General features: G+C 44.5%; 15 protein-coding genes. 13 read left to right on the top strand and 2 right to left on the bottom strand.

Annotated elements, in window-relative coordinates; genetic code table 11:
- Window positions 1–80: 80 nt before the first annotated feature.
- From relA to rpoS, 12 genes are all read left to right on the top strand, one after another.
- Entirely contained in the window at window positions 81–2,303 is a 2,223-nt protein-coding gene (relA, locus tag BCU34_RS11490; RefSeq protein ID WP_055319624.1) for a GTP diphosphokinase, read from the top strand.
- 247 nt (window positions 2,304–2,550) lie between these two features.
- A complete protein-coding gene (gene mazG, locus BCU34_RS11485; protein WP_048664494.1) occupies window positions 2,551–3,348 on the top strand; it encodes a nucleoside triphosphate pyrophosphohydrolase in 798 nt (265 codons plus the stop codon).
- Window positions 3,349–3,498: 150 nt separating this feature from the next.
- Complete coding sequence (locus BCU34_RS11480) at window positions 3,499–5,139, top strand: CTP synthase (protein WP_017629586.1); 1,641 nt, start codon at window positions 3,499–3,501, stop codon at window positions 5,137–5,139.
- Window positions 5,140–5,220: 81 nt separating this feature from the next.
- Complete coding sequence (gene eno / locus BCU34_RS11475) at window positions 5,221–6,519, top strand: phosphopyruvate hydratase (RefSeq protein WP_017059033.1); 1,299 nt, start codon at window positions 5,221–5,223, stop codon at window positions 6,517–6,519.
- Window positions 6,520–6,929: 410 nt separating this feature from the next.
- Window positions 6,930–7,211, top strand: coding sequence for a cell division protein FtsB (gene ftsB / locus BCU34_RS11470; RefSeq protein ID WP_010435786.1), 282 nt, complete (start codon window positions 6,930–6,932; stop codon window positions 7,209–7,211).
- Entirely contained in the window at window positions 7,211–7,912 is a 702-nt protein-coding gene (ispD, locus tag BCU34_RS11465; RefSeq protein WP_102478261.1) for a 2-C-methyl-D-erythritol 4-phosphate cytidylyltransferase, read from the top strand. Before ftsB ends, ispD begins: the two co-directional genes overlap by 1 nt.
- Before the next feature lie 2 nt (window positions 7,913–7,914).
- Entirely contained in the window at window positions 7,915–8,394 is a 480-nt protein-coding gene (gene ispF / locus BCU34_RS11460; protein ID WP_102478262.1) for a 2-C-methyl-D-erythritol 2,4-cyclodiphosphate synthase, read from the top strand.
- 22 nt (window positions 8,395–8,416) lie between these two features.
- Complete coding sequence (gene truD, locus BCU34_RS11455) at window positions 8,417–9,463, top strand: tRNA pseudouridine(13) synthase TruD (RefSeq protein WP_048659390.1); 1,047 nt, start codon at window positions 8,417–8,419, stop codon at window positions 9,461–9,463.
- Between the two features lie 77 nt (window positions 9,464–9,540).
- Window positions 9,541–10,284 carry a 5'/3'-nucleotidase SurE gene (gene surE, locus BCU34_RS11450; RefSeq protein WP_102478263.1) on the top strand — a complete coding sequence of 248 codons (744 nt, stop codon included), beginning with the start codon at window positions 9,541–9,543 and terminating at the stop codon, window positions 10,282–10,284.
- The gene (locus BCU34_RS11445) at window positions 10,285–10,911 is read left to right on the top strand and encodes a protein-L-isoaspartate(D-aspartate) O-methyltransferase (RefSeq protein ID WP_019826319.1); all 627 of its coding nucleotides are present in this window, start codon (window positions 10,285–10,287) and stop codon (window positions 10,909–10,911) included. It begins immediately after the preceding gene.
- Between the two features lie 35 nt (window positions 10,912–10,946).
- Complete coding sequence (gene nlpD / locus BCU34_RS11440) at window positions 10,947–11,861, top strand: murein hydrolase activator NlpD (RefSeq protein ID WP_102478264.1); 915 nt, start codon at window positions 10,947–10,949, stop codon at window positions 11,859–11,861.
- 98 nt (window positions 11,862–11,959) lie between these two features.
- Window positions 11,960–12,940, top strand: a complete 981-nt coding sequence (gene rpoS, locus BCU34_RS11435) for an RNA polymerase sigma factor RpoS (protein WP_017059027.1) — start codon at window positions 11,960–11,962, stop codon at window positions 12,938–12,940.
- 133 nt (window positions 12,941–13,073) lie between these two features.
- Here rpoS and mutS read toward each other — a convergent pair whose 3' ends face one another.
- Window positions 13,074–15,659 (bottom strand): DNA mismatch repair protein MutS, encoded by a 2,586-nt coding sequence (gene mutS / locus BCU34_RS11430; protein ID WP_375071618.1) that lies wholly within the window; start codon window positions 15,657–15,659, stop codon window positions 13,074–13,076.
- 174 nt (window positions 15,660–15,833) lie between these two features.
- Here mutS and BCU34_RS11425 point away from each other — a divergent pair, with 174 nt between their 5' ends.
- A complete protein-coding gene (locus tag BCU34_RS11425; protein ID WP_076655932.1) occupies window positions 15,834–17,168 on the top strand; it encodes a tyrosine-type recombinase/integrase in 1,335 nt (444 codons plus the stop codon).
- Between the two features lie 207 nt (window positions 17,169–17,375).
- On the opposite strand, the gene BCU34_RS11420 is transcribed toward BCU34_RS11425, so the two are convergent.
- The gene (locus BCU34_RS11420) at window positions 17,376–18,401 is read right to left on the bottom strand and encodes a hypothetical protein (RefSeq protein ID WP_108145121.1); all 1,026 of its coding nucleotides are present in this window, start codon (window positions 18,399–18,401) and stop codon (window positions 17,376–17,378) included.
- Window positions 18,402–18,582: the final 181 nt, after the last annotated feature.

Raw genomic sequence — 18,582 nt, 5'->3', positions numbered from 1 at the left:
GATATCAATATGGTCGAACTAACTTGGAACCAGTTAGTCATATTAAATTGGGTATAAAACATAATAACTAGGAAGGCATGATGGTTGCGGTACGAAGCGCACATTTAAACCCAAGCGAACAGTTTGAGCTAGAAAGTTGGATTGCGTCACTGAATCAAGACGCAAAAACCTCGAATAAACTGATCAAGGTTTATCGTCACTGTGAAGAGCTATTAAAAGATCACGAGCAAGCATCGCTCTTGCTTTGGCGTGGCCGCGAGATGATCGAAATCTTGGTTACGCTGTCCATGGACCGTGCCACTTTAATTGCCGCGCAACTTTTCCCCGTCGTCTCAAGCGGCGTTTTTGAGCGCGAAGCGTTTGAAGAAAGCTACGGTAAAGAAACCGTAAAGTTGATTGATGGCGTTGAAGAAATGGCGGCTTTAGGCCAGTTAAACGTGACTCTTGAAGGCAGTGCTGCCTCGGGACAAGTTGATAATGTTCGCCGCATGCTACTGGCGATGGTGGATGATTTCCGCTGCGTAGTTATCAAACTCGCTGAGCGAATCTGTAACCTTATTGAAGTAAAAAAAGCGCCTGATGCTGTACGTCGCGCGGCAGCAAAAGAGTGTTCTAACATCTACGCTCCGCTCGCTAACCGTTTAGGTATTGGTCAGCTTAAGTGGGAAATCGAAGATTACGCATTCCGCTACCAGCAGCCAGACACCTATAAGCAGATAGCTAAACAGCTGTCTGAGCGTCGTATCGTACGTGAACAATACATCACCGATTTCGTTGACGACTTAACGGCTGAAATGAATCGTTCAAGCATCAATGCGGAAGTGAGCGGTCGACCAAAACACATCTACAGTATCTGGCGTAAGATGCAGAAGAAAGGCTTGGACTTCGATGAGCTTTTTGACGTGCGAGCGGTACGTATCATCGCCGACCAACTTCAAGACTGCTATGCCGGCCTAGGTGTGGTTCATACCAAATACAAACATCTACCAAGCGAATTTGATGACTACGTGGCGAATCCTAAGCCAAATGGTTACCAGTCGATTCACACCGTGGTTCTTGGCCCTGAAGGCAAGACCATTGAGATTCAGATCCGTACCAAGCAGATGCACGAAGACTCAGAGCTTGGTGTTGCGGCGCACTGGAAGTACAAAGAAGGTGCTTCGAGTGGACGCAGTGGTTACGACGAGAAAATCACTTGGTTGCGTAAACTTATCGATTGGCAAGAAGAGATGTCGGATTCTGGCGAGATGCTGGATGAAGTTCGTAGCCAAGTCTTCGATGACCGCGTATACGCGTTTACACCGCGTGGTGATGTGGTCGATTTACCTATGGGTGCAACCCCGTTGGATTTCGCTTACCACATCCACTCGATGGTTGGACACCGCTGTATCGGTGCCAAAGTAGCAGGCCGTATCGTCCCATTCACTCATAAATTATCGATGGGTGATCAGGTTGAAATTATCACTCAGAAAGAGCCGAACCCATCTCGTGATTGGCTGAACCCAACCACAGGCTTCGTTCACTCTGGACGTGCTCGTGCGAAAATCAACGCTTGGTTCCGCGCGCAAAGTCGTGAGAAGAACCTAGAAGCGGGTCGTGACATTCTTGAGGTTGAATTAGCGAAGGTTGGTGCAACTCTAAAAGATGCCGACCAATACGCGCTAAGACGCTTTAACGTCAACACGCCAGATGAGCTTTATGCTGGTATCGGCAGTGGCGACTTGCGCATTAACCAAGTGGTTAATCACATCAATGCGTTGGTCAACAAGCCTACGGCGGAAGAAGAAGACAAGAAAGCGCTAGAGAAACTGCTTGAGTCGGAAAACAAGCCAGCACAACAGAGTCGTCCAAAGAAAGACGCGGTAGTGGTTGAGGGCGTTGATAACTTAATGACGCACCTAGCTCGTTGCTGTCAGCCAATCCCTGGTGATGTGATTAAAGGTTACATTACTCAAGGTCGTGGTATCTCAGTTCACCGTGCTGACTGTGAACAGTTGAGTGAGCTAAGCCTGCACGCACCAGAGCGTATTATTGATACAGTCTGGGGCAATGGCTTCGTCGGTTCTTACATCCTAACGCTGCGTGTTGAAGCACTGGAGCGTAATGGCTTGCTGAAAGACATCACCTCACTGTTCTCGAACGAGAAGATCAGCGTGACGACAATGAAGAGCCGCATCGACTATAAACGTCAGCTATCGGTAATGGATTTCGATTTGGAAGTGACCAATATTGAGATTCTGAGTCGAGTGACGAGCCGAGTAGAGCAGATCAAAGATGTCATGTCGGTTAAACGCCTAGGCTAACTTTCACGTTGCATTAGTCACTTTTACTGCGTTAACTGCGCTTTCTTGTTCCATCACATAGGCGAGCTATGCTCAGGAATCGCGAAAGCTTGTTGCCTTGTTAAAGTAACAACTGCTTAGTGAAAGATGCGGAATTTAGAGAATTAGACAGTATCAACAAAGGTGAGTGGTTTTGGCTGCTCACCTTTTTTAGTTTTAGAAGACGTTATAAATTTAAAAATCAAAGACAGTGAATAGGAAGAAAACGATGAACCACCCGATTGAACAACTTGAACAGATTATGGCTAAGCTGCGCGATCCTGAAGGTGGTTGTCCTTGGGATTTGAAACAAAATTTTGAAACAATTGTGCCGCATACTATCGAAGAAACTTATGAGGTGGTGGACGCGATTCACAACAAAGATTGGCCGAACCTACAAGAAGAGCTAGGTGACCTGCTGTTTCAGGTGATTTTCTACAGTCAGCTCGCGAAAGAGCAGGGGCTGTTTGAGTTTTCTGATGTGGTTGATGGCATCAATGAGAAGCTAACGCGCCGTCATCCTCATGTATTTTCTGATACCGAGTTTGCCAATGATGAAGAAATTAATGCCAACTGGGAAGCTGAAAAAGCCAAAGAAAAAGCACAGGCAGGCAAAACTCAAGAAAGTATTCTAGACTCAATACCAAACTCTCTACCCGCGCTTTCTCGTGCTACAAAGATTCAAAAACAGGTAGCGAAATATGGCTTCGATTGGGACTCTATTGGCCCAGTGGCTAATAAGGTTTTAGAGGAAGTCGATGAGGTGCTAGAAGAAGCGCTTCAAGTCACGCCAAATGAAGATTTGGTTGAAGAAGAGTTGGGTGATTTGCTGTTTGCGACGGTCAATTTGGTGCGACATTTGGGTAAAAATCCAGAGTCGGCTTTAAATAAAGCCAATCTGAAGTTCTCACGTCGCTTTAAAGGGGTGGAACAAAAAGTTCGTCAGCAAGATAAAATTTTGACCGATTTTTCACTACAACAGCTTGATTCCATGTGGGATGAAGTCAAAGTGGCGGAGAAAAGATAACCAAAGCTTTTATCATGAATTGATTTGAAGCAAAAAATAAAAAATAGCAGTGTGATAGATTTCACGTTGTGGCGATAAGGGGCTTCTGGTATATTTTCATCCCGTCCAGAAGTAGTCCATTTCCCTCATTCAACCAATTTCAGGTTAAACATGACGACAAATTACATTTTTGTTACTGGCGGGGTTGTATCCTCTCTAGGTAAAGGTATTGCTGCAGCATCTCTTGCGGCTATTTTAGAAGCTCGTGGTCTTAAAGTGACTATGATGAAGCTTGACCCTTACATCAACGTTGATCCAGGCACTATGAGCCCGACTCAGCACGGTGAAGTGTTCGTTACGGAAGATGGCGCTGAAACTGACCTTGACCTTGGTCACTATGAGCGATTCATTCGCACCAAGATGACTAAGCGTAACAACTTCACTGCAGGTCGTGTTTACTCAGACGTACTCGCTAAAGAGCGTCGCGGTGATTACCTAGGTGCAACTATTCAGGTTATCCCACACATCACTAACTCTATCAAAGAGCGTGTAATTTCTGGCGCAGCTGGCCACGATATCGCGATCGTTGAAGTTGGTGGTACGGTTGGTGATATCGAATCTCTACCATTCATGGAAGCGATTCGTCAGCTAGCAGTCGAACTAGGCCGTGAACGCGCAATGTTCATGCACCTTACTCTAGTGCCATACCTAGCAGCTGCGGGCGAAGTGAAAACTAAGCCGACGCAACACTCTGTAAAAGAGTTGCTGTCTATTGGTATTCAGCCAGACATCCTAGTTTGTCGTTCAGACCGCAACATTCCTTCGAACGAGCGTAAGAAAATTGCTCTGTTCTGTAATGTGCAAGAAAATGCAGTTATTTCTATGCGCGATGTTGACTCTATCTACAAGATCCCTCAGCTTATTAAAGCTCAAGGCACTGATGAACTTGTATGTAAGCGTTTCGGCATCACAGCTCCAGAAGCAGATCTGTCTGAATGGGAACAAGTAATTTACGAAGAAGCTAACCCAACGGGTGAAGTGACGATTGGGATGGTTGGTAAGTACATTGAACTACCAGATGCATACAAATCAGTAAATGAAGCGCTAAAACACGCAGGCTTGAAAAATCGCCTAAGCGTTAATATTAAATACGTAGATTCACAAGACGTTGAGTCTCGTGGCGTAGAAGTTTTAGAAGGCCTAGATGCAATCCTAGTTCCTGGTGGCTTTGGTGACCGTGGTGTTGAAGGTAAGATTCTTGCTGCTCAATACGCTCGTGAAAACAAAGTACCGTACTTAGGTATCTGTCTAGGTATGCAAGTAGCGCTTATCGAGTACGCTCGTAACGTTGCGAAAATGGAAGGGGCACACTCTTCTGAATTCTGTACTGAAACTAAGTACCCAGTAGTTGGTCTTATCACTGAGTGGACTGATGGCGAAGGTAAAGTTGAAGAGCGTACAGAATCATCTGACCTAGGCGGCACAATGCGTCTTGGTTCACAGCTTTGTCACCTAGCGAAAGGGACTAAAGCTTACGAATTATACGGTAGCGCGACGATCCATGAACGTCACCGTCACCGTTACGAAGTGAACAACAATCTTCGTCCACAAATCGAAAAAGCGGGCCTAAAAGTATCGGGTCTATCTGCGGACAAGAAACTGGTTGAAGTTATTGAGAACCCGAACCACCCATGGTTCGTTGCTGCTCAATTCCACCCGGAGTTCACTTCAACACCTCGCGATGGTCACCCATTGTTTGCAGGTTTCGTTAAAGCGGCTGGTGAGTTCCAGCGCGGCGAGTTAGAAAAGTAAAAAGGAATACAGGTAGCTGCGTAAGTTGTGCTGCTACCTTTAAATTTGACATTTATATATTCAACGAGAAGGAAACATTCAATGTCTAAGATCGTTAAAGTTCTAGGTCGTGAAATCATCGATTCACGTGGTAACCCAACTGTAGAAGCTGAAGTACACCTAGAAGGCGGTTTCGTAGGTATGGCTGCTGCTCCATCTGGCGCATCTACTGGTTCTCGCGAAGCTCTTGAGCTACGTGACGGCGACAAATCACGTTTCCTAGGTAAAGGTGTTCTTAAAGCTATTGAAGCTGTAAACGGCCCAATCGCTGAAGCTCTAGTTGGTACTGACGCTAAAGCACAAGCTGACGTTGACCAAATCATGCTTGACCTAGACGGTACTGATAACAAGTCTAAGTTCGGCGCGAACGCTATCCTAGCTGTATCTCTAGCTAACGCAAAAGCTGCTGCTGCTGCGAAAGGCATGCCTCTATACGAGCACATCGCTGAGCTAAACGGTACTGCTGGTCAGTTCTCTATGCCTCTACCAATGATGAACATCATCAACGGTGGTGAGCACGCAGATAACAACGTTGACATCCAAGAGTTCATGATCCAACCAGTTGGCGCTAAAACTCTTAAAGAAGGTCTACGTATCGGCGCTGAAGTATTCCACAACCTAGCTAAAGTTCTTAAGTCTAAAGGCTACAGCACTGCAGTTGGTGATGAAGGTGGTTTCGCTCCTAACCTTAAGTCTAACGCTGAAGCTCTAGAAGTTATCGCAGAAGCTGTTGCAGCTGCTGGTTACGAACTAGGTAAAGACGTTACTCTTGCTATGGACTGTGCAGCATCTGAGTTCTTCGACAAAGAAGCTGGCATCTACAACATGAAGGGCGAAGGTAAAACTTTCACTTCTGAAGAGTTCAACCACTACCTAGCTGAGCTAGCGAACAACTTCCCAATCGTTTCTATCGAAGACGGTCTTGACGAGTCAGATTGGGATGGCTTCAAGCACCAAACTGAACTTCTAGGCGACAAGCTTCAAATCGTTGGTGACGATCTGTTCGTTACAAACACTAAGATTCTTGCTGAAGGTATCGAGAAAGGCGTAGCTAACTCTATCCTTATCAAGTTCAACCAAATCGGTTCTCTAACAGAGACTCTAGCTGCTATCAAGATGGCTAAAGACGCTGGCTACACTGCAGTAATCTCTCACCGTTCTGGCGAAACTGAAGATGCAACTATCGCTGATCTAGCGGTAGGTACAGCTGCAGGTCAAATCAAAACTGGTTCTATGAGCCGTTCTGACCGTGTTGCTAAGTACAACCAACTTATCCGTATCGAAGAAGCTCTAGGTTCTAAAGCTCCTTACAACGGTCTTAAAGAAGTTAAAGGTCAATAATTCGTCCTATTTGGCACTGTAGCTGCGTTAACTGCAGAAGATTCACTAAGTCACATAGGAAACTATGCTCCATAGCTGAATCTTCTTTGTTGCCTTGCTACAGCACCAACTAGTTAGAATTATGCACTAATGCTTTTAAATGCCTCGCTTATGCGGGGCATTTTTTTGTCTGCAAAAAGGTGAAGAAAAGAAGCTCTAGGTTATATAGCTTTCTTTTTGATACCGAAAGTTCGTCATTCCCTAGACTGACGAAGGAAGGAGTAGGGAATCTCATTGTTGTCCTTACCTATCCCGACAATAATTCCCCGACTTATTGATTCCCTGACACCACATATCTCGCACCAATAAGCTCATTATGGTATATATGTGCCTTATTCTAGTTCCTTCTTTTTCAACCGGCGAAAGGTGTTATGCGAATTTTTGCTTTAGTACTGCTCATAGTGTTTGGCTGGCTACAACACACACTGTGGCTCGGTAAAAATGGTATTTCTGATTACTACGGTGTGAACAACGAAATCCAAGTTCAACAGCAAGTGAATGAAAAGCTGCATATTCGAAATGCAGAAATGTTTGCTGAAATTGACGATCTACGCCAAGGCTTAGACGCGATAGAAGAACGCGCACGTCATGAGCTTGGAATGGTCAAAGAAGGCGAAACGTTTTATCGCATCATTGGTGAGGAATCCCATTAATGTCGACTCAACTTCAAAGCGTGATTGCTGTTGTACCTGCAGCGGGCGTCGGTAGCCGAATGAAGGCAGACCGCCCTAAGCAATACCTCGAGATTCACGGCAAAACAATTTTAGAGCACACCGTTGAGAAATTACTGTCTCACCCTCAAGTCGCTCAAATTGTCGTTGCGATCAGTGATGATGACCCATACTACCCTGAGCTAGCACTCAACCAGAATCCACAAGTGATCAGAGTGTCAGGCGGAAGCGAGAGAGCAGACTCTGTACTCTCTGCGCTAAACTATATCGCTGAGCAGCAGCTTAGTGATTGGGTAATGGTTCACGATGCGGCAAGGCCGTGTGTTCAGCTAAGTGATATCGACAAGCTAATTTCCGGTGCAATGAGCCATGATGTGGGCGCTATTTTAGCGGCTCCAGTTCGTGACACGATGAAGCGAGGTGTCCAAGGGCAGATCGAGCATACCGTTGAGCGAGCCGATTTATGGCATGCTCTTACGCCGCAAATGTTCAGAGCAAAGCCTCTGTGGAAGGTATTAAGTGAGGCGTTGCAACAAGGCGCTTCGATTACTGATGAAGCCTCAGCCTTTGAATGGAAAGGTTTATCGCCCGCTTTAGTTGCAGGGCGTTCAGATAATTTTAAGATTACTCAGCCTGAAGATTTAGCGCTTGCTGAGTTCTATTTAAGTCAGAATAAGGAATAATGATGATTCGTATTGGCCATGGCTTTGATGTACATAAGTTTGGTGGTGAAGGCCCAGTAATTATTGGTGGTGTAAGCATCCCTTACGAGCAAGGTCTTATTGCACACTCAGACGGTGATGTTGCCCTTCATGCGTTATGTGACGCTTTACTGGGCTCAATTGCAGCGGGTGATATTGGTCGTCATTTCCCTGATACCGATGACGAATGGAAAGGTGCGGATAGTCGTGAACTACTGAAAGATGTTTACCGTCGAATAAAAGAACAAGGTTACGTGATTGGTAATGCCGATATTACTATCATGGCGCAAGCTCCAAAGATGGCGCCTCATATAGACTCTATGTGCCAAGCTATTGCTCAAGACCTAGAAACCAGCATCAGTAATGTGAATGTAAAAGCCACGACTACTGAGCGTTTAGGTTTTACAGGTCGCAAAGAGGGCATCGCATGTGAAGCGGTGGTCCTAATTACCAAAAGTGTGTAAGCACCAAAACGAAAAGAACAGCATGTCAGATATTTTATCTTCATTGGCTTATCTAAACGGTAAACCAACTGCGAAAGCAAAACTAAAAGCAAAAGCCGAACACTTTGTCGTTAATGAAGACTTGGGTTTTGAATTTACTGGTGAAGGCGAGCACCTAATGGTTCGTATTCGTAAAACTGGTGAAAACACGAGTTTCGTAGCAAACGAGCTGGCTAAAGCTTGCGGTGTTAAGTCGAAAGATGTGAGCTGGGCGGGTTTGAAAGACCGTCACGCTGTGACAGAGCAGTGGTTGAGCGTCCACCTACCGAAAGGTGAGCCTGACTTTTCAGCGTTCTTAGCACAATACCCAAGTATTGAAATCCTAGCGACAGCACGTCATAACAAAAAGTTACGTCCGGGCGATTTAGTTGGCAACCAATTTGAGTTGACCCTGTCTGAAGTAACGGATTGTGAAGATGTGGTAAAGCGTTTGGAAAAAGTCGCTCAAGTGGGCGTGCCAAACTACTTTGGTGCTCAGCGTTTTGGTAATGAAGGTAACAACCTATCTGAAGCTCGTCGTTGGGGCCGCGATAACGTTCGTACTCGTAACCAGAATAAACGCAGCTTGTATCTTTCTGCGGCTCGCTCGTGGATTTACAACTTGATCCTTTCAGACCGTATTGAGCAAGATGTGTTTGCATCGGCATTGGTTGGCGATATCGTGGTGAAAGACGGTGCTCAACTAACGGTAACGGCTGAAAATCTTGAAGCTGTAAAGCAAGATATCGCGAATGGTACTGCATTGGTGACTGTGGCTTTGGCCGGAGATAACGCTTTGCCAACAACAGATGAGTCTCAAGCTTTAGAGCAGAAACACCTTGATGCTGAACCGGATTTGATGGCTCTAATTCGTGGTAATCGCATGCGTCATGACCGCCGTGAAGCGTCACTGAAACCTACTGATCTAACGTGGGAAGTGAGTGAAGATAATGTCACCCTGAAGTTCTCTCTTGATGCAGGATGCTTTGCGACGGCTATCGTTCGTGAATTGGTTGAAGAAGTACACGTAGAGAGAAGCTACGAGCAGTAATGATTCTGCTTGGCACTAAGTGACTTAATATTGGAATTGAAGTCACTTAGCACTGGAATATGAAGAAAGGATACAGAATGAAGATTTTACTCAGCAACGATGATGGTGTGCATGCTCAAGGTATTCATGAGCTAGCAGATGAACTACGTGATCTTGCTGAAGTTATCATTGTTGCCCCTGACCGTAATCGCTCGGGTGCGTCAAATTCATTAACTTTAGAACAGCCTCTGCGTGTTCAAGAGATTGCTGAAAATACCTATTCGGTACAAGGAACACCGACCGACTGTGTGCATTTTGCGTTAAACGAACTGCTAAAGAATGACATGCCTAATCTGGTATTAACGGGCATTAATCACGGTGCTAACCTTGGTGATGACGTGCTTTATTCAGGTACGGTGGCAGCAGCAATGGAAGGGCACTTTCTAGGCGTTCAATCGGTGGCGTTTTCGTTGGTGGGTAAAAAACATTTTAAGACAGCGGCAGCGATTGCTCGTCGTATTGTCGAACAACATTTAGCAAACCCAATCCCGACCAATCGCTTATTGAACGTGAACGTTCCTGATTTAGCCTTAGAACAACTGTCTGGTACTCAGGTGACACGCTTAGGTGCTCGTCATCACTCTGAAGATATGATTAAGCAAAAAGACCCTCGTGGTCACGATATCTATTGGCTCGGCCCTCCGGGCAAAGAGCAAGATGCCGGCGAAGGTACCGATTTTTACGCAATCGAGCATGGCTTTGTATCGGTAACACCGTTACAAGTTGATCTAACGGCACACGAGTCGTTAGGTGCGATGACAACATGGTTAGGGGAGAAGTAAGTGAGCAATCCACAAGCCGAGCGCTTAATTACTTTTCTGATTGAAAATGGCATCCGAGATCAAAAGGTTCTTGATGCTATTTACCAACTGCCGAGAGAGAGTTTTTTATCACAGGCGATGTACCATCAAGCTTATGATAATAATGCTCTGCCGATCGGACAGGGTCAGACAATCTCCCAACCATACATTGTTGCCAAAATGACAGAGCTGCTTGAGTTACAACAAGATAGCCGAGTTTTGGAGATCGGAACGGGTTCAGGCTACCAAACCGCGGTATTGGCTCAGCTTGTTGATCATGTCTATTCGGTTGAAAGAATAAAGTCGCTACAATGGGATGCTAAACGCAGGTTGAAGCAACTCGATTTCTACAATATTTCAACTAAGCACGGTGATGGTTGGCAAGGGTGGTCTTCAAAGGCGCCTTTTGATGCGATTATTGTTACCGCTGCTGCAGAGTCGATTCCTCAAGCGCTTCTGCAACAGCTGAAAGATGGCGGTCGTTTACTGATTCCTGTTGGGGATGATGAACAACAACTGTTGAAGATCGTTCGTCACGGCGATGAATTTTTGTCGAGTGTTATCGAAATGGTGAGATTTGTACCTCTTGTTCCTGGTGAACTAGCTTAATAACAAGACTAATGGTGTAGGTGGATAGAGAGTCGATGCGTTCGAAGTTGTTTAAAGGAAGTACTTTACTGCTTAGCTGTGCCCTTGTTGGGTGTGCAGCGAATTCGCCTGCGCCGGTTTCAAGCCTTAACAAGAATTATTCATCGATTGATCGTGGTAGTTATCGCGGTAGTTACTATGAAGTCAAAAAAGGCGATACTCTTTATTTCATCGCTTATGTGACCAATAAAGACGTAAATGACCTCGTTAGCTACAACAAATTGTCTGCGCCTTATACTATTCACCCAGGGCAGAAGCTTAAGTTGTGGCGTCCTAGCTACAATGCGCCAGCGTATGGTAAATCAACGGTAGCGGCAGCAGCAGTTGCTGCGCCTGTCGCGGCATCGACAACGTCATCTGCGGCAAATAAACCTAAATCCACATCGCAATCGAGCAAAAACTCTAAACCAGCTCCAGCTCAAACTACCACCAAAGTGGCGAAAAAAGATCCACCAAAGAAGGTTGAACAATCTAAATCAAAGGAGTATGTTGGTTCTAAAGGTAAACAGAATGTTACACCGTCCACCAAACCAACAAGTGATAAAGTATCCAAATGGTTATGGCCAACTAAAGGGAGAGTAATCAAGAATTTCTCTGTAGGCGAACAAGGAAATAAAGGCATAGACATAGCAGGACAGCGAGGTCAGCCAATAGTATCTACTGCAGGGGGAACGGTTGTTTATTCGGGTAATGCACTACGAGGCTACGGCAATCTAGTGATTGTGAAGCACAATGATAATTACTTAAGTGCATACGCGCATAACGACCGACTATTAGTATCTGAAGGGCAAAGTGTGAAACCAGGGCAGAAGATTGCAACAATGGGAAGCTCTGGAGCCAGCAGTGTTAGGCTGCACTTTGAGATTCGTTACCAAGGTAAATCCGTTAATCCAAAACGATATTTGCCTTAAATACAATATGAACGATTAACGTATTGTATTGAGTGACATAGTCATTTAGCGACATATGAAGTTGTAATGTCATGCTAATTTCGCCAGGGGGAGGCGTTATGAGTATAAGCAATGCAGTAACCAAAGAAGAGTTCGATCTTGACCAAGCAACCACGGAACCGGAAGCTCTTGGAAAAGCAAAACGAACAGTCACTAAGAAAACCGAAGCGAAAGAAGAAGTTGAAGTTACGTCTAAAAGCTTAGATGCCACTCAACTGTATCTAGGCGAAATCGGTTTCTCACCACTACTAACCGCAGAAGAAGAAGTGCTTTACGCACGTCGAGCTCTACGCGGTGATGAAGCAGCACGTAAACGCATGATCGAAAGTAACCTGCGTTTGGTGGTAAAAATTTCTCGTCGTTATAGCAACCGTGGTTTGGCACTTCTCGATCTAATCGAAGAAGGCAACCTAGGCTTGATTCGCGCCGTAGAGAAGTTTGACCCAGAGCGAGGCTTCCGCTTTTCAACTTACGCAACATGGTGGATTCGTCAAACCATTGAACGTGCGTTGATGAATCAGACTCGCACTATCCGTTTGCCAATCCATGTTGTGAAAGAGCTGAACATCTACCTACGTACTGCAAGAGAACTATCACAAAAGCTTGACCACGAACCAACAGCTGAAGAGATCGCTTCTAAGCTAGATAAGCCGGTTGGTGATGTGAGCAAGATGCTTCGTCTAAACGAACGAGTGAGCTCTGTTGATACGCCAATTGGTGGTGACGGTGAGAAAGCGCTGTTGGATATTATTCCAGACATTAACAATTCAGATCCTGAGGTTTCAACTCAAGATAGCGATATCAAGAACTCACTGATCTTCTGGCTTGATGAACTGAATCCTAAGCAGAAAGAGGTACTTGCACGTCGATTTGGACTACTGGGTTATGAACCGTCAACGCTAGAAGAAGTTGGTCGTGAAATCAGCCTGACTCGTGAGCGAGTTCGTCAAATCCAAGTTGAAGGTCTTCGTCGTCTACGTGAGATTTTGATCAAGCAAGGTCTGAACATGGAAAACCTGTTCAACGTTGAAAACGACTAAACGATATTCCACGATATCGAAATAAAAAAACGCTGACCTAATGTCAGCGTTTTTTAGTTTTAGCTTCTGGTTTAATTTTGACTTCAGCTAGAAACCACAGCGCTTGGCTATTTAAACTAGAGTGCTTCTTTAGTTAGAGTAGCTTCTTCAAGCGGTAGAGCTCTTCTAATGCTTGGCGAGGGGTTAGATCATCAGGATCAACATTCGCTAGTGCTTGCTCCACCTCACTCGGTTCAGGGATCAGGCTAAGTTGGTTCGCGATATCAACACCACTTGGCTTCGATGTTGGCGACTCCATACTTAACGCTTCTAACTGAGTCAGCTTCGCTCGAGCATTCTTGATCACGGCTTTCGGTACGCCAGCTAAACCTGCAACCGCTAGACCGTAAGATTTACTTGCTGCACCTTCTTGAACCGCGTGCATAAAGGCAATGCTGTCACCATGCTCAACCGCATCTAAGTGTACGTTTGCTAAAGTTGGAAGTTGGTTAGGCAGTTCAGTTAGCTCAAAGTAGTGCGTTGCAAACAGTGTCATCGCATTGATTTGATTGGCTAGCCACTCTGCACTTGCCCAAGCCAGAGACAGACCATCGTAAGTACTGGTACCACGACCGATTTCATCCATTAGCACAAGGCTATTTGGTGTTGCGTTGTGCAGAATATTTGCGGTCTCTGTCATCTCAACCATGAAAGTTGAACGACCAGAAGCCAAATCATCGGATGCGCCAATACGCGTAAAGATACGGTCGATAGAGCCGATGGTTGCGCTTTCTGCAGGTACATAACAACCGATATGAGCCATCAATGCGATGAGTGCCGTTTGGCGCATGTAGGTCGATTTACCACCCATATTTGGACCTGTGATGATCAGCATCTTACGTTGATCATTCAGGTCGATAGGGTTAGCAATGAAAGGTTCGTCCATCACTTGTTCTACTACTGGGTGACGACCTGCTTGGATCTGTACACCCGCGGCTTCTGTCATGGTTGGACGACAGTAATCAAGAGTATCTGCGCGCTCAGCTAAGTTCTGTAGTACATCAAGTTGAGATACTGAAGAAGCGATGTTTTGTAGGCGCTCTAGATATGGCAGTAGCAAATCAAACAACTCTTCCCAAAGCTGTTTCTCGATAGCGAGTGCTTTCGACTTAGAGTTAAGTACTTTGTCTTCGTGTTCTTTCAGCTCAGGAATGATATAGCGCTCAGCGTTCTTCAGCGTTTGGCGACGAACATAATGTGGCGGCACAAGGTGGCTTTGCCCACGGCTCACTTGGATGAAGAAACCGTGTACGTTGTTGTAGCCAACTTTTAGCGTGTCGATACCGTGACGTTCACGTTCTTCTTGCTCAAGCTTATCCAGAAACTCGGTTGCGCCCGCAGCAAGGTCACGCCATTCATCTAGCTCGGCGTTGTAGCCTTCAGCAATCACACCGCCATCGCGGATAACCACGGGTGGGTTCTCTTTGATTGCACGCTCAAGTAGCTCAGAAACCTCATCCACAGGAGAGGCATACTGAGCAAGTTGAGTCAGGTATGGGTGTTTCAGCTGCGTCAGTGTTTCAGCTAGCTCTGGTAAATATTCCATCGCTTGGCGAAGTCGTGCCATATCACGTGGACGAGCAGAACGAAGAGCAAGACGAGCAAGAATACGCTCGATATCACCAATCTGCTTTAAGGTTGGCTGTAGCTCTGTGAATAGAGCCAAATCTTTCATCTCACCAATCGCATCTAAGCGCTGATCGAGTGCAGAGATATTGCGCATTGGTTGATGTAACCAACGCTTAAGCATGCGACTGCCCATCGCAGTTGCGGTGTGATCAAGCACTTCAGCAAGAGTGTTATCTGTGCCACCGCCAAGGTTTTGCGTGATCTCTAGATTGCGGCGAGTCGCAGCATCAAGGATCACTGAGTGATCTTGCTTATCCATCGTCAGTGAACGGATATGAGGAAGGGCTGTACGTTGGGTATCTTTCACGTATTGGATCAAACAACCAGCCGCACATAGACCCAGTTTTGCGCTTTCTACGCCAAAGCCAACCAGATCGCGAGTACCAAATTGTTTATTTAATTGCTGCTTAGCGGTATCTAATTCAAATTCCCATACAGGGCGGCGGCGGTTGCCATTACGGCTTGCCATTAGATTTACAGGTTCGAAATCTTCAGGGAACAGTAGCTCACGTGGTGAGGTTCTCTGCAGTTCTGCGGCCATTGCTTCTTCGGTTTCTGGCTCGCAAAGTTGGAATCGACCGGAGGTAATATCCAGTGTCGCGTAGCCAAACTTACCGTTGTGGTGGTAGATGGCCGCAATCAGGTTATCAATACGCTCAGAAAGCAATGCCTCATCGGTCACGGTGCCGGGTGTCACGATACGTACAACAGCACGTTCAACAGGGCCTTTTGAAGTTGCTGGATTACCAATCTGTTCACAAATTGCTACGGATTCACCAAGTTGCACTAACTTTGCAAGGTATCCTTCAACGGCATGGTATGGAACACCCGCCATCGGAATCGGTTCACCATTTGATGAACCGCGTTTAGTAAGTGAAATATCGAGGAGTTGAGAAGCTTTTTTAGCATCATCGTAGAAAAGCTCGTAGAAATCGCCCATGCGGTAGAACAGCAGAATTTCTGGGTTTTCTGCTTTCAGTTTTAGGTACTGCTGCATCATAGGTGTATGCGCTGCTTTTATGTCTTTGTTTTTAGTGGTTTCTTTTTGCATTAAGTTACTTTAAATCAATGGGTTATGAATTTCTGGGATCTTCAACAAGTCCCACTAAGTATCAAAGGATTTCACTACAGCGCGATCATTAGTGTAGGTAAAAGTGTAGTTTTTTTATTTCCTATACTAGATAATACAATCGCCGCACAATATTGCGATAAGGGACCCCGATAAATGGCTGATAAGAAGAATATCAAATCTATAACGAATAAGACAATTGAGGCGCTAACGGCTAAGAAAGGTGTCTTGTCTGATACTGGAGAAAACCGAGGGCTAAGAATAGCCTGTGGAAAGACGGGCAGGAAAACTTTTACCTATCGCTATAGAAGCCCAGAGTCAGGTGGTAAACTTGTACAGATTAAGCTAGGTACCTTTCCTGATATGTCACTTGAGCAAGCTCGCATTAAGCTTCGCGAAATGAAAGCCATAAGAGAGCGGGGAATATGTCCAAAGGCTGACTTAGAAAGGCAAGAACAAGAGCGGCGTAAGTTATTAAAGACTGAGCGTGTTAATAGCATTACTCTCAAAGATGTGATCGATCATTATTTAGAAAATTATATTCAAGACAGATTTACTTCTTCTGGTGGAGTGATCTCAGGAGCTCGTAAGGCAAAAGGACAAAAAGAAGTTAGACGAACATTGTATGTTGATATTGTCGCTCTTCTTGGAGATAGATCTGTTATGGAAGTCGGCAAAAGTGACATCACGTATTTAATTCAAGGGATCATTGATAGAGGTGCGCCAGTACAAGCAGGCTCTGTGTTACGAGAGCTATCCAGTGCCTATGAGTATGCTATTGGTATGGATTATCTCCCTGAAAACTTTGTCAATCCAGCGCTGTTGGCTATTAATAAGTTTAAGAAGAGTAAGGTTAAGCTGACTAATAATAAAGGTAAGAGAGTGTTAGACCATTCTGAGTTATCTAGATTTATCAAATGGTTGCCGAATTCGAGTTTTTCTAAAAACATAAGAGGTATTCTCCGAATGACGCTGTGGACAGGCTGTCGTACTGGAGAGGTTTGCGACTTAGAGTGGCAGCAGATTGATTTTGATAAGAACACCATTTATTTAACTGAAACAAAAAATGGTAACTCTCGTTATGTTCAGCTGCCTTCTCAAGCTGTTCAGTGGTTACGTAAGTGGAAAGAGGTTAAATCATACCCTCAATCTATCTATGTTTTTTCTACTTCTAAAGGAGGTTCTCACGTAGTTCAAAAACAACTAACTCAGTATACGTGGCGAATGCGTAGAGATGGATTAATGATTGATATGCCGCTTTGGACTCCTCACGATCTACGACGAACAGTACGAACGGAATTAGCACGTATGGGATGCCCTACGGGAGTTGCTGAAGCAGTATTAGGGCATAGTGTTAAAGGCATTGAGGGAACATATAATTTGCACCGCTATGAAGCTGAGTGTCGAGAGTGGCTACAGCGCTGGGCTGATGAGTTAGACTCGATAGTAAACGTTAAGACTAATATTGTTCAGTTTCCCGAAGTGGTATAATGTCGTAGGCTAAAGGGGGAGATGCCTATATTTATCCCCTTTACCGCTATAAGTTTTAACCTTTTTTACGTAGAGATCTACCCATAGATGAGGGGGCTGAGCTAAGAATCTCGACTAATCGGTGTATACTTTCATGCTTTTCAGATGAATCGTTGGTTACGTTTTTTAATATTATCTTCGTCAGTATTGACACTGTTAGTAGCTGTTTCATCCTTCATCCTTTATTTTTTCTAATTGTATATCTATCAGCTCTTTAAGCTTTGCCTTAATCTGATTTTTAGAGTGCCCTCCTGAAATCACAGTAAGCTTTTCCCAGTCAGCCTCACTGAATGTCAGTGTCTTTTCTTCTTTAGTGGTCTTTAATGCCTTGCCCTTTTCTTTATCCCTTTTTCTTCTAAGGAATTTCTCGACCAATTTATCTTCTAATTTGGTAAACATGTCTGGCTCAGTAGTCGCACAAAGCACATCGAAAATACACATGATGGTATGCTTCTGCTTATCGGTATCTTCTGTTACGGATAGACCAGTGTTTGGAAATTCTGTGATTAAAGCTCGGTAGTACCAACTAATTAACTCAGTATCATCTGATTTAAAAGCTTTTTTATTTACATTTCTGTTAATAAAAACTGTTTCATACAACCTTTCAATATTCCTAAGCAAGCGATATGTGGTTTGCTGCTCCCTTGGTGTTCTTGAGGTTATTATGATTTCTAGAGCACGAACAAGATTATCGTAGGCCGATAGGTTCTTATTTGGACAGACTTTAGTCAGAGGTGTTAAGTAGTCGGTGTCTCGTAGTAGGTATTTACGTCTCGAAAGATTTAAAGAAAACTCAGTTACAGGGAAGAAAAGATTGGTATTGCCAGTGCTAACTACGGTATGAACGATAACAAGAAAAAAATAAAGGGCTCTTGGCTCCCCATCTAGCCAGCCGATCTGATCACCAAACTCATATCTAATATCTCTTGATTGAGAAAAAAGTTCGTCAATATAATTGCCTAGTTTATATTCTTCTCTTTCGGATAGATTACCGGAATCTAAGTCTTCTCTCTCTATTCTTAAACTTTTACTTATCAACTCTTTTAATGTCAATTCAAGCTGCGATTTCTTGTAATTATTAAGATTAGTCGCTGTTTCGTTATATCCCATTTCAGCTTCAATGATTCTGATATATTTTCTTAATTCATCTTCAGTCGATTTTTTTATTAATTCTAAATAGCGATATGAGCTCATGAGGATCCTTACGTAAGGTTTTGAGTGGGACTATTGTAAGAAATATATAGGTTTTTGTACAGATTTTCAGGAGGGGTTGGTTATATTGTTGTAATTTTTGTGTGGGTTTTATGTTGGATTTTAATTGTGCTGAGTGTTTTTTCAATAGTCAAGTTTTTCTGGTAAAAAATTGTAGATTGGT

The organism is Vibrio sp. 10N.286.45.E10 (assembly GCF_002874195.2).
GTDB lineage: Bacteria > Pseudomonadota > Gammaproteobacteria > Enterobacterales > Vibrionaceae > Vibrio > Vibrio crassostreae.
Note: the sequence above shows the minus strand (reverse complement) of the source record. Positions and strands in the feature narration are given on the sequence as shown.

Coding starts and splice junctions, on each gene's coding strand:
- BCU34_RS11420 (WP_108145121.1), bottom strand. CDS start 18,401: ATGAGCTCATATCGCTATTTAGAATTAATAAAAAAATCGACTGAAGAT.
- eno (WP_017059033.1), top strand. CDS start 5,221: ATGTCTAAGATCGTTAAAGTTCTAGGTCGTGAAATCATCGATTCACGT.
- ispD (WP_102478261.1), top strand. CDS start 7,211: ATGTCGACTCAACTTCAAAGCGTGATTGCTGTTGTACCTGCAGCGGGC.
- truD (WP_048659390.1), top strand. CDS start 8,417: ATGTCAGATATTTTATCTTCATTGGCTTATCTAAACGGTAAACCAACT.
- rpoS (WP_017059027.1), top strand. CDS start 11,960: ATGAGTATAAGCAATGCAGTAACCAAAGAAGAGTTCGATCTTGACCAA.
- surE (WP_102478263.1), top strand. CDS start 9,541: ATGAAGATTTTACTCAGCAACGATGATGGTGTGCATGCTCAAGGTATT.
- nlpD (WP_102478264.1), top strand. CDS start 10,947: ATGCGTTCGAAGTTGTTTAAAGGAAGTACTTTACTGCTTAGCTGTGCC.
- mutS (WP_375071618.1), bottom strand. CDS start 15,659: ATGCAAAAAGAAACCACTAAAAACAAAGACATAAAAGCAGCGCATACA.
- mazG (WP_048664494.1), top strand. CDS start 2,551: ATGAACCACCCGATTGAACAACTTGAACAGATTATGGCTAAGCTGCGC.
- relA (WP_055319624.1), top strand. CDS start 81: ATGGTTGCGGTACGAAGCGCACATTTAAACCCAAGCGAACAGTTTGAG.
- ftsB (WP_010435786.1), top strand. CDS start 6,930: ATGCGAATTTTTGCTTTAGTACTGCTCATAGTGTTTGGCTGGCTACAA.
- BCU34_RS11480 (WP_017629586.1), top strand. CDS start 3,499: ATGACGACAAATTACATTTTTGTTACTGGCGGGGTTGTATCCTCTCTA.
- ispF (WP_102478262.1), top strand. CDS start 7,915: ATGATTCGTATTGGCCATGGCTTTGATGTACATAAGTTTGGTGGTGAA.
- BCU34_RS11425 (WP_076655932.1), top strand. CDS start 15,834: ATGGCTGATAAGAAGAATATCAAATCTATAACGAATAAGACAATTGAG.